At 53.3% G+C, this 14,204-nt stretch carries 15 protein-coding genes; 6 read left to right on the forward strand and 9 right to left on the reverse strand.

Annotated elements, in window-relative coordinates; all coding sequences use genetic code 11:
- Positions 1-8: 8 nt before the first annotated feature.
- The 3 genes from zwf to IEY39_RS12460 form a co-directional block, all read right to left on the reverse strand.
- Positions 9-1,580 carry a glucose-6-phosphate dehydrogenase gene (gene zwf, locus IEY39_RS12450; protein ID WP_188931884.1) on the reverse strand — a complete coding sequence of 524 codons (1,572 nt, stop codon included), beginning with the start codon at positions 1,578-1,580 and terminating at the stop codon, positions 9-11.
- A 69-nt stretch (positions 1,581-1,649) separates the two neighbouring features.
- Positions 1,650-3,608 (reverse strand): M1 family metallopeptidase, encoded by a 1,959-nt coding sequence (locus IEY39_RS12455; protein ID WP_188931885.1) that lies wholly within the window; start codon positions 3,606-3,608, stop codon positions 1,650-1,652.
- Positions 3,609-3,669: 61 nt separating this feature from the next.
- Positions 3,670-4,407, reverse strand: a complete 738-nt coding sequence (locus IEY39_RS12460; protein ID WP_188931887.1) for an ABC transporter ATP-binding protein — start codon at positions 4,405-4,407, stop codon at positions 3,670-3,672.
- Positions 4,408-4,450: 43 nt separating this feature from the next.
- Here IEY39_RS12460 and IEY39_RS12465 point away from each other — a divergent pair, with 43 nt between their 5' ends.
- Both IEY39_RS12465 and IEY39_RS12470 read left to right on the forward strand, forming a co-directional pair.
- Entirely contained in the window at positions 4,451-5,260 is an 810-nt protein-coding gene (locus tag IEY39_RS12465; RefSeq protein ID WP_188931888.1) for a HipA family kinase, read from the forward strand.
- Complete coding sequence (locus IEY39_RS12470) at positions 5,238-5,621, forward strand: DUF3037 domain-containing protein (RefSeq protein WP_188931890.1); 384 nt, start codon at positions 5,238-5,240, stop codon at positions 5,619-5,621. The genes IEY39_RS12465 and IEY39_RS12470 overlap by 23 nt, the downstream gene beginning before the upstream one ends.
- Here IEY39_RS12470 and IEY39_RS12475 read toward each other — a convergent pair.
- Positions 5,616-6,248, reverse strand: coding sequence for a DUF4412 domain-containing protein (locus IEY39_RS12475; protein ID WP_188931892.1), 633 nt, complete (start codon positions 6,246-6,248; stop codon positions 5,616-5,618). The two genes, IEY39_RS12470 and IEY39_RS12475, sit on opposite strands and share 6 nt — an antisense overlap.
- 44 nt (positions 6,249-6,292) lie before the next feature.
- Here IEY39_RS12475 and IEY39_RS12480 point away from each other — a divergent pair, with 44 nt between their 5' ends.
- The 3 genes from IEY39_RS12480 to IEY39_RS29780 all read left to right on the forward strand — a co-directional run bounded on the left by IEY39_RS12480 (position 6,293) and on the right by IEY39_RS29780 (position 8,455).
- Positions 6,293-7,747 carry a serine hydrolase domain-containing protein gene (locus IEY39_RS12480; protein WP_188931895.1) on the forward strand — a complete coding sequence of 485 codons (1,455 nt, stop codon included), beginning with the start codon at positions 6,293-6,295 and terminating at the stop codon, positions 7,745-7,747.
- Positions 7,748-7,820: 73 nt separating this feature from the next.
- Positions 7,821-8,276: a DUF6934 family protein gene (locus IEY39_RS12485; protein WP_188931898.1), complete on the forward strand. Its 456-nt coding sequence runs from the start codon at positions 7,821-7,823 to the stop codon at positions 8,274-8,276.
- 2 nt (positions 8,277-8,278) lie between these two features.
- The gene (locus IEY39_RS29780; protein ID WP_229688888.1) at positions 8,279-8,455 is read left to right on the forward strand and encodes a hypothetical protein; all 177 of its coding nucleotides are present in this window, start codon (positions 8,279-8,281) and stop codon (positions 8,453-8,455) included.
- Between the two features lie 312 nt (positions 8,456-8,767).
- Here IEY39_RS29780 and IEY39_RS12490 read toward each other — a convergent pair whose 3' ends face one another.
- The 5 genes from IEY39_RS12490 to pstS all read right to left on the reverse strand — a co-directional run bounded on the left by IEY39_RS12490 (position 8,768) and on the right by pstS (position 13,081).
- Positions 8,768-9,301, reverse strand: a complete 534-nt coding sequence (locus IEY39_RS12490) for a hypothetical protein (protein WP_188931900.1) — start codon at positions 9,299-9,301, stop codon at positions 8,768-8,770.
- A 79-nt stretch (positions 9,302-9,380) separates the two neighbouring features.
- Positions 9,381-9,896, reverse strand: coding sequence for a GNAT family N-acetyltransferase (locus IEY39_RS12495; protein WP_188931908.1), 516 nt, complete (start codon positions 9,894-9,896; stop codon positions 9,381-9,383).
- Between the two features lie 24 nt (positions 9,897-9,920).
- Positions 9,921-11,012 (reverse strand): fatty acid desaturase, encoded by a 1,092-nt coding sequence (locus tag IEY39_RS12500; RefSeq protein ID WP_188931910.1) that lies wholly within the window; start codon positions 11,010-11,012, stop codon positions 9,921-9,923.
- A 96-nt stretch (positions 11,013-11,108) separates the two neighbouring features.
- The gene (locus IEY39_RS12505) at positions 11,109-11,864 is read right to left on the reverse strand and encodes a DUF4272 domain-containing protein (protein ID WP_188931912.1); all 756 of its coding nucleotides are present in this window, start codon (positions 11,862-11,864) and stop codon (positions 11,109-11,111) included.
- 131 nt (positions 11,865-11,995) lie between these two features.
- Entirely contained in the window at positions 11,996-13,081 is a 1,086-nt protein-coding gene (gene pstS, locus IEY39_RS12510) for a phosphate ABC transporter substrate-binding protein PstS (protein ID WP_188931914.1), read from the reverse strand.
- 197 nt (positions 13,082-13,278) lie between these two features.
- Here pstS and sigJ point away from each other — a divergent pair, with 197 nt between their 5' ends.
- Entirely contained in the window at positions 13,279-14,193 is a 915-nt protein-coding gene (gene sigJ / locus IEY39_RS12515; protein ID WP_188931916.1) for an RNA polymerase sigma factor SigJ, read from the forward strand.
- Positions 14,194-14,204 lie beyond the last annotated feature (11 nt).

A 14,204-nucleotide genomic window follows, 5' to 3' on the forward strand; every position in this document is an offset into this window, starting at 1 on the left:
ATTGAAATTTAGGTAGCCGCCGTGACCTCGGCGTTGGCGGCCGTGGTCTGGGCGTTGGCAGTGGTGGTCGCAGGCGCCAGCTCGCTGAGGGGCTCGTGGTTGAGCCGGAACCACTCTTTGGCAAAAGGCTTCAGGATGGCGTTGGCTGCCGTGGGGCCCCACGATCCGGACTCATACGACTGTAGTTGTTTCTTTGGACTCTTCTCCCAGGCGTTGAGGATGGGCATCACCACTTTCCAGGCCCATTCGATCTGGTCGGCGCGCATGAACTGGGTGGCTTCGCCATCGAGGACGTCGAGCAGCAGGGCTTCGTAGGCTTCTGGCAGCGATTCGATATAGGCGTCCTTATACATGAAATCCATTTCCATGGGCAGGAGCTTCATATGCAGGCCCGGCACCTTCCCTTCGAAGAGCAGACCGATCTCCAGTTCAGGCTGGATGCTGATGATAAGCTGGTTGGGTGTGATGTCATCCTTGAATATCTTATGGGGTGATTCCTTGAATTGGATCATGATGGTCGTGGACTGTTTGGCCATGTTCTTTCCCGTCCGGAGGAAGAAGGGTACGCCTTTCCAGCGCTCGCTGTCGATAAAGAAACGGGCGGCCACAAAGGTCTCGGTGGTAGAGTCGGGTTTTACCTGCTCTTCTTCGCGATAGGCCCGGCGGGGCTGGCCGCCTACGACGCCAGCAGCATACTGGCCGCGAACGACGTTCTTGAACACCTGTTCGGTATTGTAGATCCGTGTACTTTTCAGCACTTTTATCTTGGCATCCCGGATAGCTTCGGCCTCATAGGCTTTCGGGCAGTCCATGGCAATGATGCACAACAACTGGAGCAGGTGGTTCTGGATCATGTCACGAAGTGCGCCGCTGCTGTCGTAATAGCCACCGCGTCTGCCGACGCTGACCTCTTCAGCAACGCTTATCTGGATATGATCGATGTATTGATTGTTCCACAACGGCTCGAAGACATGGTTGGCAAAGCGGAAAGCCAGGATGTTCTGAACCATTTCCTTGCCAAGATAGTGGTCGATATGATAGATCTGTTTTTCCTTAAAGCGTTTGCTGAGATAGCGATTGAGCTTGCGGGCCGAGTCGAGGTCGGTACCAAAGGGTTTTTCGACCACGATGCGGTCGAGGGTATCGCGATTGCAAAGCTTCTGGTTGCAGAGGGCGTCCGCAATGACTTCAATAAATCGGGGAGCTACGGCAAAATAGAACATGCGTACCCCTCTTTGTTGTTGTTTATCCTCGAATTTCTGAATTTGGCCCTTTAGGGTGCTGTACGTTTCTTTCTTCATGAAGTCACCCTGCACATAGGTGATGCGAGCCGCGAACTCGGTCCATTTCTGCGCGTCGGCGCGGCCGGTGCGGCTGAATTCGTTGACACCTTCAAGCAGCCAGTCGCGATAGCCGGCGTCGTCGACGGCGAGGAAGTCGACACAAAAGATGGAAAAGGTGGATGGGAGGTGATGGCTGATGAAGAGATTGTAAAAGGCGGGGATCAGCTTGCGATAGGTGAGGTCGCCTTTTGCGCCGAAGATGGTGATCGATGCGAGGGCCACTTGCTTTTGCTTCATATGATTGCGCTTGGTGTACACAAATATATGTAAAAAGCCACCCTGACGGGCGGCTTTTATATTAAGATATTAAGGCTTGAAAGTGTTATTGGAAGGGTCGCTGTCGGGATATCGGTTATCAGGATCGATGGTCACCTGGACGATCTTGCTGGTGGAGGAATAATGGAATTTCCAAGTTCCGCTCTTCATCCAGATCTCTACAGGGAATTTGACGCGATTGGTGGTGCCATTTTCCTCTTTTACTTCGACGGTGGCGGGCATGGGCAGCTTTTCTTTGTTCTGGATGGTGATGGTAGCGCCCTTGGTGGAGTCGCCCTGTACATATTCTACCCCTGTGACGGCCAGGTCGATCTTCCAGTTGTTGAAGAACCAGCCGCGCCAGAACCAGTCGAGGGTCTCGCCGGAAGCGTTCTCGATGGCATGGAAGAAATCATAGGGTGTGGGATGTTTAAAGGCCCACTCGTGTACATAATACCGGAAGGCATAGTCGAACCGCTCTTTTCCCAGGATCTCTTCGCGCAGCAGTTCGAGGCCGCTGCCAGGTTTTGCATAGCAAAGGATACCCCATTCGCGGCTGGGCATCTGGTCGGGGATGGTCAGCATAGGATTGGTGATATTGAAATAGGGCGTGGCCAGGCGGGTGCGGTTGGTCACGGGGCGGAAATATTCGCCGTTGTTGAAGGCCGAGTCGGCTACTGTATTGATATAGGTGTTGAAGCCTTCGTCCATCCAGGCGTATTTGCGTTCGTTGCTGCCGACGATCATCGGGAACCAGTTGTGGCCAAACTCATGACGGGTGACGCCCCAGAGGTTACCCATGCGGCTGCGATAGCCGCAGAAAACGATGCCGGGATATTCCATCCCGCCCACGACCCCGGCGATATTGGTCGCGGAAGGATAAGTAAACTCGTAAAGATACTTGGAGTAGTATTCGATGCAGCCTTTGACGTACTCCGTACTGCGGCCCCAGGCGGAGTCGCCCTTGCTTTCGACGGGATAGAGGGATTGGGCTATTGCTTTTTTGCCGCTGGGCAGATCGATACGGGCGGCATCCCAGATAAAGGCCTTCGAAGCAGCCCAGGCCACATCGCGGGTGTTGGTGCATTTGAAGCGCCAGGTAAGGCGTTTACCCTGCGGGCGGCTGGCCGGGTCGGTCACCTCGGTCTCGCTGCGGAGAGCGACGGTGATGTCGCTGGCTTTTGCTTCGTTGTAGCGGCGCAGCTGGGCTGGGGTGAGAACCTCTGCAGGGTTGAGCAATTCGCCGCTGCCGCCGACGATCATTTCAGAAGGAACGGTGACATTGTATTCGATGTTGCCATACTCGAGATAGAATTCCCCCTGGCCAAGATAAGGCAGGGTGTTCCAGCCAACGACATTATCAAAGACGCACATCCGGGGATACCATTGAGCGATCTCGTAGATCCAGCCATTCTTTGTCTCCAGGCGGCCGCAGCGGTCGGTGCCATATTGCGGGATCTTAAAGCTGTACGTAATACGCAGTTTGAGGATGCCGCCGGTCTTCAGGCTCGTGGGGAGCTTCACCTGCATGCGGGTGTCGGATACGAGGTAACCGGCAGGGCTGGCCTTACCCGTGGCCGGGTTGATGATCTCCACCGACTTGAGTTCGTAACCGCCGTCAAACTGGTCGCGATTGGCCCAGCGGCCGCCCGAGAGATCGGTGATGGCTACTCCCCGCGACTGCAGGCTATAGATATTCTGATCCATCTGCATCCAGACAAAAGGCAGGTCTTGCGGGCTGTTGTTCTTATAAGTGACGGTGACGGTACCGGTGAGCGACTTGTTCTCGTCGTCGAGGCTGGCGTCGATCTTATAATCAGCGCTGTTCTGCCAGTATTTTGGTCCGGGCGTGCCGGCGGCAGTGCGGATATCGTCGCCATAAGCCGGGTAGAAAAGGGGTGCAAAGGCGTCGTGGGGGTCGTAATTGGAAGCCGGTGCAGACTGGGCCTGTGTTGCCTGCTGACTCAATAACAGGACGGCCAGGGCCAGGAAGCCGAAGACATTTCTCATGGTGATTCGCGTTTTTTTTATGTGCGCGAAGGTAGGAAAGAGGGGTGCAGTTGGGCCGGATTTAGGGATGTGTGGAAAAAAAGAAGGCTGTTTGGGCTTCCGGCCGGATAAATACCCCATTGATAAGCGTGTAGTCGCCGAGAAGACCGGCGACATATTCGTCCCGGGGGTGTCCGTAAACCTCCCGGGGTGTCCCCTGCTGGACGAGGCGGCCTTCCCGGAGGACGATGATCTCGCTGGCCCATGTTAAGGTGTCATACGGATCATGGGAGACGAGGATGATGGTGATATCGAAGCGTTGGGCGATGTTGCGGATCACCGTCTTCAACGTTCGTTTGTGTATCATGTCCAGGTTGGAGAAGGGTTCGTCCAGCAGCAGGAGCCGTGGCGGGTGAACCAGGAGCCGGGCGAGGGCGATGCGCTGGCGTTCACCACCCGAGAGCTGATCCGTGCGGCGGTGAAGAAGATGATCGATGTGACAGAGGCTGTAGAGGTTGGCTGCTTCAGAAGCATCGAGGTCGTTGTTGTAATCGAGCACTTCTTCCACGCGGTAGTTGTGCCAGAGTTCGAAATGCTGCGAGAGATAGGCGATGCCGGGCTCGCCGGGGATGAGACGTTCGAGGGGGCCGCTGACGCGGTTGCTTTGGAAGAAAACAGAACCTTGTTGGGGGGTGGCGAGCCCGGCAATAATCTTCAGCAGGGTGCTCTTGCCGGAGCCCGTTTCACCCACGATAGCGAGGCGCTGGGATTTGGTTAGGGTAAAGATGATGTGCTGCAAGGCTACTTCCAGAAATTCCATGGGGTCAAAAATAGCCGAAATCCCCTTATCTTGCCCACTCGTTATGTCCAACCTGATCTCTAGTCTGCGAAGCGTTGCCGTTACGCGTTATGTCACGCCCTTGCGGGAAGGCGGGTCGCTGCCTGCTATCGCGGAAGCCGACGATGGATTCCTCTATGTTTTGAAATTCCGGGGCGCGGGGCAAGGCGTGAAATCCCTCATCGCGGAGCTCATCGGCGGGGAGGTGGCCAGGGCCCTGGGGCTTCGGGTACCCGAGATCGTGTTTGCCGGTCTGGATGCCGCTTTTGGGCGGAGCGAGCCCGACGAAGAGATACAAGACCTGCTGAAGGCAAGTGTGGGATTGAACCTGGGGCTGCATTATCTGCAGGGGGCGATAACTTTTGACCCCGTGGTCAACCGGGTGGAAGAGTGGACGGCGTCGCAGGTCGTCTGGCTGGACTGCCTGCTGACGAATGTCGACCGGACGGCACGCAATACGAATATGCTGGTGTGGAACAAGGAGCTTTGGCTCATCGATCATGGAGCGGCGCTGTACTTTCATCACAGCTGGGATAACTGGGAAGAACAGGCCTTACGACCCTTTGTACAGGTGAAAGACCATGTGTTGCTGCCGCGTGCCACCCAACTGGGGGCTGTAGATTCGGCATTCAGATCGGTGCTGACACCACCGGTGATCGAGGGTATCGTCGGGTTATTGCCGGACGAATGGCTATCCGATTCCCCGGCTAATGTCTCATGGGGATTGTCGCCGGATGGTATCCGGGCCGTATACGCTCAATTCCTGATCAACCGCGTCGCGAATTCCACCATCTTTGTAAATGAAGCCCTGCATGCAAGAAAAGCAATTATTTGAGTATGCCGTCATCCGGGTCGTCCCGCGTGTCGACCGGGAAGAGTTCCTCAACGTGGGGGTCATCCTCTATTGCAGCAGGCCCAGATTCCTGGCGCTGAAATATACCCTGGATAAAGACCGGCTGCTATCCATGTTCCCTGCGCTGGATGTGGAGGAGCTGGAGGCGCATCTGCGGGCTTTTGACGAGATCACAAGAGGGACGGCGGCGGGGGGACCGATAGGGCAATTGGACCCGGCGGGCCGGTTTCGCTGGCTGACGGCAACGCGGAGCACCATCCTGCAGACTTCCAAGGTTCACCCCGGGTTTTGTTCGGAACCCGCGGCGGCGCTCGAGCGGCTGCATAGGGAGCTGGTGCTATGACTTACCCGGAATTTCGAAATAGGAAGGGGGCACGGTCTTCACCTGGGCATTGGAGAGATTGACGATGACGTCGCCGGACTTCGAGCGAACGACGATGCCGTCGCCACCCGCCGACTTTAGCTTATCATAGAGCAGGGAGCCGGCGGGATAATAATCGAATTGGGAGAGCATACAGACCGACGAGACGCCGAGGTCTTTTGTGATCCATAACTCCTTTGGATTCCCTTTTATCTTTACAATGAAATGCTGGCAGCTGTAGCCTTCTATCTTTTCGGTGCCAACCATTTCGATGGTGATGTCCTCATCCTTTAGTTTTCCCGTTCGGTCTGCCGTCACCGGGGCAAGGTCGGTGGAGACGGTTTCATGGTGCCTGGAGCCGAAGCGGGTTGCTTTTTTGGCTTCAAAATCGAATAGAATGGGGTCCTGCTCTTTGGCTTCTTTGATGTCGGCAACCCCACCTTTCATGGGATAGATCTTTGCTTCCAGCAAAACCTTTGTTTTCGACTCGTAGACCGTGGTGAGCGTTTTGTTCTTTATGGTGCAGTCATAAGTCAGGATACCCTCGAATTGAGCCTGTCCAATGGTCCAGATTCCCAGAAAAAAGGCCAGAATAGTGAGTTTTTTCATATCATCAATTTCCCATAGATTAGACGCAAGTTAAGCACTTTCATATGAATACCAAGATAACCTACCTATTGCTGATTTTGTTCGCGGCTCATGTAGCCGTTGCGCAACCCTACTCCACCGAAGTAGAAAAGAAGATAAAAGCGGTAGAGGAACACCTGGGCACCGCGATACAGACCACTGATCATCCATGGTATACCCTGAAGGAAAGGATGGCGCATTATCATGTTCATGGGCTTAGCATTGCCGTCGTGCACCATTACAAGATAGAATGGGCGAGGGGCTATGGCTGGGCCGATTCGGCGGAGAAGCGTCCCGTCACGCCACAGACGCTTTTCCAGGCGGCATCCATCAGCAAGTCCCTGAACGGTGTCGGGCTGGTGAAGCTGGCGCAAGAGAAGAAGATCGATCTGTATGCCGATATTAATACCTACCTCACCACCTGGAAATTCCCTTATGATTCGCTTTCGAAGGGCGAGAAGATAAGCGTCGCCAACCTGTTGAGCCATACGGCCGGGCTGACGATACATGGCTTTCCGGGCTATGAGCGGGGGGTGACCCTGCCAACCGTCGCCCAAATCCTGGATGGGGCGCCGCCGGCCAATACACATGCCGTCCGGAGCATGTATGCCCCGGGCATCAGGTCGCAGTATTCGGGTGGGGGTATCACGATCTCGCAGTTGGTGATAGCGGATGTCACCCAAGAGCCGTACGATCGCTGGATGTACGAGCAGGTGTTGAAGCCGATGGGCATGACGGGCAGTTTTTATACGCAGCCTGCACCGGCGGATAAGGCGGTCTTTCTGGCTACGGCCTATTATGCCGATGGTTCGGCCGTATCCGGCAAATACCATACCTATCCCGAAGAGGCGGCGGCAGGGCTCTGGACCAACCCCACCGATCTCTGTAAGTATATCATCGAAACCCAGCTGTCGTATGAAGGGAAGTCGGCGAAAGTGCTGAACCAGACCTTTACGCGGCTGCGGCTGACGCCATATGTGGACAGTAATGCGGCGCTGGGTGTCTTTATCAATAAAGTCGGAGGCACCCGCATTTTTACGCATAATGGCGCAAACGAAGGGTTCAGGTCGCTGTACATCGGAAAGCTGGATGGCGGTGAAGGGATGGCGGTGATGGTCAACAGTGACAACGGCGCTATTATGAACGAAGTGCTCGCCGGGGTGGCAACGGTGTATGGCTGGAAGGACCTCTATCACCCTGAGGTGAAGACGATCGTCACGCTGACCGCAGAGCAGCTGGCCGCCTGCGCGGGTAAGTACAAATTGCGGGGCGACGAGCCGCTGGTGCTCCAGGTGGGCGTAGAGGGCGATCACCTGCTGGTGAAGCGGCTTTGGGAGGGGCAGGAGATGGTGATGTACCCATCTTCGGATTCGACCATTTTCTCAAAGGACGGTTTTGAGCTGAACATGACCAGAGGCGCCGATGGAAAGGTGGCGACGATCAGCGGCTTTGGGAGGAATTTTTTTGATCGGATGAAATAGCAGACTGGGAGATGGCTCGAATGAGTTGGCAAGAAAGTGCTAGATTTGTAAGTTAATTATTATGCCTTGCCCTATGAGTAATACACCCTTCTATCCATACGACCGTCCCTACGCCAGCAGGTATACTTTCACAAGCATTGGAAAGAGAAATATCCAGAAAGCAGTTGAGTTTGCGCATACAGGTAGTCGGAATATAGTAAATATGGGATTCGGCGACCTGATGGCAGATGGCACGATTGATGACAAGGCTAATTCCAATAATGGTGATATAATAAGAGTTCTTGCAACGACAGTACAAATCCTTATTGATTTTACGAGCAAATTCCCGGATGCCGAAATATTCATCACTGGTAGCACAAAAGAGCGCACTAAACTCTACACCCGAATCCTGAAAACCTATTCTTCCAATTTTGATAAAGATTTTATTATCAAGGGAATTATAAAGGATGAATTAGATTATGTAGAACTTCCTTTTGAACCCAAAGCCAATATTGTGTTCTTGGGTTTTTTAATCAAAAGAAAATGGTAAATTTGAATATGACTGTGACTAAAAAGAAAAATCTCGCCGGAAAAAGCCGGAAAAAAAGGATCCCTCCTGTGGTTGTGGTCACCAACACTATCCTCCCAGCCGAAGAAACACTGTTTCCTGAAAAATTAAAGAAGGCACAGGAAATTCTATCCCGGACGAAATTTATGGATGAAAAATAGATCGCGCCATCCGGGGATCAGTTGAAAGGTGCCCGTGCCGGGCACACGCTTCAAATCTGTGCCGATGGGTAGGCGGGAAAAGGCGGATTCTCCTCAATGCTTTGTCGCGTTTGCCCCCGGGGACCGATGGGTTTGTCGGTGGCCCCAACGGTGAGATTGACTGGATATTCCATAGCATGGACGACGCTTCCACCTCCGCACCCATCCTTTCGCCCTGGGCAAGGGGCTGCCGCTGTTCTCCGCCGTGACCCAACCTCAACAGTTGAAGTTGATAGATATACAGGCTTTCCCCTGCGGCGCCGTAGCGCACAGTTATTTAGGCACCCTTATCTCCTGCGAGTAATAATACACTCCATTTTTGGTATAGTACTCCGTATAGTGAAGGGCCCCGTTATCATAGAAAACATTTTCCCAAGTTACAAGCGCTGCCGGGGACGAATTCCATTGCCAGGTGAGCTTTGTATAGGATGAATCCGTGAAACTCCAGGTGAAAGTGGTTTGATTGCCATTGCCGTCGGTATAGACGCCGGTATAATTGGAATTGAAGGTGATGTATTCATTGTCGAGGTTCATGGTATTACTTGATCCGCCCCTGACATAATACAGCATGTTTCCCCCGACAGTCGCCCTGTCATAAATGGCCTTCCAGGAGTTAGCGGTCAGAAGAGCCGTCGAAATAGCAGTATCTTTCTCTTGCAGGGTGTCCGTAACGCGTAGCGTATCTGTTTTCTTCAAATAAACCGTATCGGTAACCGTTTGCTTTGTACAGGAAGTAATGCCGATGGGACAGGTGAATATCACTATAACGATAGCGAGGGAAGAAAAGCAAAATATTTTTTTTAGCATTTGAACATAGGTTTTAGTTGGAGTATTTCAAAAATAGGCAATTTTCGCAAAAGTGCGAAGGTTGCTCCCGTTAACAGTTTCACGCCGGTATAGGTTTCTCCAATACTACGAGCTCCAATGGCTGCTTCTGGATGCCGAACTTTTCGCCGGCATGAAAGGGTTTGATCTCGCCGGTGCGGCGATAGCCATGCCGCTGATACCAGGCAAGGAGCTCGTGGCGAACGGAGATGACGGTGATGTTGATGGCCTTGCAGTGGTGACGACAGGCATAGTCGTCAGCTGCAGCGAGCAGTCGTCTGCCGATGCCCGCATTTTGTTGCGCGGGTTGGACGCTGAGCAGACCGAGATAGAGAGTGTCGCCTTCCTGCTGCAGATATACGCACCCGAGGATGACGCCGCTGGCGTCGGGGTATTTGAGGATGACCGCGCCCGGTGTTTGCAACAACTCTTGGATGCCGGCGGCATCGGTACGGGAGCCGGAGATGAGGTGCGATTCGTGCGTCCAGCCTTGCTGCCCGCCTTCGCTACGATAGGCGCTGTTTACGAGGGCGACGAGGGCGGGGATATCAGCCGGACCCGCGGAGGTGATGGGCATGTGTTATATTTTGGCAAATATATCTCAAATGACGACCTCGGCTTTTTTGCTGTCGAGATATGGCTGGTGATATTCCGCCAGGAAAAGATGTTTTGAGTCGCGGTAGGCGCTGACGGCCCCGATGCGGTTCATGAATTTGATATAACACCAGGCGAGGTCCATCTGGTAGTTGAGAAACCCGCTGCGGGCGCTACAGGGGAAAAGATGATGATTGTTATGCCATTCCCCGGCCACGTAACCCGGCCAGAGCTGGTTGATAGAAAGATCCTTCCGGTGAAAATCGGTACCATCCCGATGCCGCATTTTGCCCTTGCCATGTCCTTCATAATTAAAGGTCCGAACGCCAATGGCCCAAAAGCCGGCCGCGCCGAAAAGAGTAAAGAACAGGGCCGGGCCACCCAGCCAATAAAATACCGCCCCCCAGAAAGCCCAATTCAACAGCCAGCCAACGATGGTTCGGGTGGGGTTGGCGATGGAGCCCCATTTTTTGTATTGCCGGTAGGTATTGGCATGGACGCCCGTGTGCTCCATCAATTTCAAGACGCGCGCGTATTCTGCTTCGGTAAGATCGACGGAAATAGGTTGATGGTTCACGTCTGCCAGGAAACAATATAAAAACCCGGCCGAAGCATTGTATGGATCACCGGGTTCGTCCGACTTGGCATGATGGACATGGTGCGAAATGACATAGATCTCTTCCGGAACAACATTGATGGTAAGATTACGGGTAATGAAGCGCCAAAAGTTGTTCCTGAACGTGTAGGCTCCATGAGTGCAATACCGATGATACCAGATGGTGCCATGTGTGCCCATGATCACCATACCGTATAAGAAAGCGATGCCCAGCAGATAGAAGCTGAAATAATGAAACAAGAACAAAACAAAGCAAGGGATAAGCAAAAGCACACGGGCCCAGCCAAAGAAGGCCAGCCAGTTCTTTTTTGTCCGCAAGATGTTAAGGCGAAACAGGAATTCATGGAAGATCTGCCGGGAAGTTGGGATGATGAGATTGTTCTCCTCGTCCTGCCAACCATAAGAGGGTGGCTGAAGAACATGATCCATCAGGTTTCTCTTGGGCAGGTTGTCTCGATCGGGGGTAGAAGGGGTATTGGGCATGCAACTGGTGGGTTATGGCCGAATATAACGGGATTACTGCGATAATCGTGCACCTTTCTGTTCTTTATTTTCCCACAGATAACCCAGATAACCGGATCAGGTGTTTGTTTGCACATCGTCCCAGTCAAGACCCAGGTTGCGGATAAGCCAGTTGAGGGCGCAGTATCGTTCCTGCACCACATCGGGGTTAATTCCGCCCGGCACCGGGTCGCCCTTTGCCCGGGCATCTTCGATGGCCCAGTGGATACGCAGGATGAGATCGGCCTGGTCGAGGATCTCCTTTTTCGAGCGGAGCGTTGCCTTTGCGCGCAGTTGCTGCTCCGTCAGATCGTGCAGGACTTTCAGGTCATTGGTCACAGAGCATTGTTGATCGGGATAGCCCAGCGAATCGATGAACCCCATCGCCCAGAGCAGGACGTGCAGGCTTTCGTAGCGCCAGATGGCGTCCGTACGCTGCTGTGGGGTGGGCCGCTCAGCAGCGATGAATTCTTTCTCCTTTGGCGAGAGCTTATCCATGATCTTCCAATCCTTGGCGACGGCCGCCAGCTGCTCGTCGGGCATGCCTTCGCCTTTCATCCCGATGTAGCAAAGGGCCAGGGCGCGGTCAAGGACCGTGTCCGTTTCCCTTATCGTCACTTTCGACTCGGCGTCGACGAAGAGGGCATGCGGATTCTTAAAGATGGGAATGTCGTGTTCCTTGCAGAAAGCTTCGGACTGCTGCCTACGGGCCTTCTGGTCGGGCGTTGGGTCGATGTGTTCGGGGCGCTTCGTCGGGCCGGAGAGTGGCTTTTCCTGGGCATTGACGATACCGGACAGGAGCAGGATAGATAGGATAACGGAGAAGCTTTTCATTGGATTTGGATTGGTGCCACAAGATAGGCTGAATGGGGGAGGCGGAAAATAGGTGTTATCATAAGGGGGACATCAAACAAATAAGGGAGAGGTTGCCCTCTCCCTTTTGTCGACTATAGTATGTCTATCACTTACAGTACAGGCTTCCCATTATACGTAACCGATTTGAGCAGGGCATCCCCCACTTTAACGGCGGCGGGAGAAAGCGGCGCATAGTTGAGATCGGTGCTGAACTTCTGGCCATCGTGGATCATCCAGGAGAGAAGCTTCACGAGGTAGGTAGCACGGTCCTTTGAACGGCTGTTGTAATTCTGCTCCTTGTATAGGACTACCCAGGAAAAACCGGAGATGGGGTAACCAGCGGCGGCATCCGTATTGGTGAGAGAGACCTTCGAATCCGCGGGGATAGCGACGTCGGCGGCTGCAGTGACGCTGGCGATGCTGGGATTGATGAATTTCCCCGCCTTATTCTGCATTTTCGCATAAGGCATGCTATTCTGGATAGCATAGGCCAGTTCGATGTACCCGATGGAGCCCGGTGTCTGTTTGATCAGCCCGGCCACCCCTTCGTTACCCTTGCCGCCAAGCCCAACCGGCCAATTAACGGCAGAGCCCTTCCCTACCTTGCTCATCCATTGGTCGCTGACCTTGGACAGATAGGTAGTGAAGATATTGGTAGTGCCGCTGCCGTCCGAACGGTGCGCGATGAGGATGGGCATAGAAGGAAGAGCTACCCCTTTGTTGATGGCCGCGATCTTCGCGTCATTCCAGGTAGTGATATTCCCCAGGAAAATATCCGCCAGGACGGCGGGGCTAAATTGGAGTTGTGTCTTCACATCGGGCAGGTTGTAGCTCAATACGACGGCGCCTGCGGTGACGGGGATGTGGATGGCGGGGCCGCTGGTGAGCGCTGAATCCTGTTTTCCGTTCATGGGCGCATCCGTAGCGCCAAAATCAACCGTTTTGCTGGTCAGCTGGGAGATCCCGGCTCCCGATCCGACAGACTGGTAGTTGATCTCGACGCCGGTGTTGGTCTTGTACGCGGCGAACATCTTTGTAAAAAGGGGATAATCGAAGGAACTGCCGGCTCCCAGAATTTGTTTGTCATCCTGGTAAGGCATGTGTTCCTTGTTGAAGGTTGGTGTCATCATGCTCAGGCTTGCAACCGCCATGAGGGCTCCTGCGGCAACAGCGAGCCTGGTCTTTGGGATTTTCATTTTTTAAAGATTTAATGAATTGAGAAGGTGTAAAAGAAGGTGGATAAAACAAGATTTGGAGAAAAAGTGCTTTACGGAAATATTATCATTTTACTCCCGTAGTACCTTTCCCGTACAATCGAGGCCTTTTTAGGCCTCGAAAATAGATTCCCGCAGACCCTGTCACAAAAAATGCGGCTAAATTGTCTTATTGGAGTATGGATATGAATACTAATGCCAGATCGGATCTATTCCTTGAGTATAAGGCCCTTTTGTTCTCCATCGCGTACAACATGCTGGGTAATATCGACGCCGCGGAGGACATGGTGCAGGATACCTTTCTCAAATGGATGGAGGCGGATACCGATGCCGTCCGCAACCGGAAGGCTTTTTTGGTAAAGATGGTGACCAACGCCAGCATCAACTATCTGAGCAGCGCCCGGATAAAACGCGAGAAATACGTCGGCATCTGGCTACCGGAGGCCCTCCCCGATCATCATGCTTCCACCACCATCGCCCGGATAGAAAGCTACCATGCGTTGTCCATCGGCATGCTCGTCCTGCTGGAGAAACTAACTCCGCAGGAGAGAGCCATTTTCCTGCTCAAAGAGATCTTCGCCTATGATTATGATGAATTGGCAGAGATCTTCGGCAAAACGACCGACAACTGCCGGCAAATCCTAAAAAGGGCAAAGGAAAACCTGGGAAAAGATACCCGCCGGTTCAAAGTGGACATGAAAGTACACGAAAAGATTCTCCACAATTTCCTACAGGCCGTTGCGGAAGGAAGCATGGAAGACCTCATCCATCTCCTGAAAGAGGATATCATGCTTTTTGCCGATGGTGGCGGCACGTACTTCACCCTGCAGGATCAGCGGATCACGGCCTTCCCCAAACCCATCGAAGGAAGGGACGCTATTGTCAGGATTCTCCTCACGCTCATCCCGAAATTCCGGCAATCAATACCCGATTTCAACCAGGAGACAACCATCGTCAATGGGATGCCCGCCCTCATCACTTATTCCGGCGACAAACCCGTAACCCTTGTCGCACTGGAAACAGACGGAGATGAGATTCGTAACATCTATGTACAGACAAACCCGGACAAACTGAAACATTTTACAAAACCATAGGCAGGATCTAA

It is taken from the genome of Puia dinghuensis, assembly GCF_014642875.1.
In the GTDB taxonomy this organism is placed as follows: domain Bacteria; phylum Bacteroidota; class Bacteroidia; order Chitinophagales; family Chitinophagaceae; genus Puia; species Puia dinghuensis.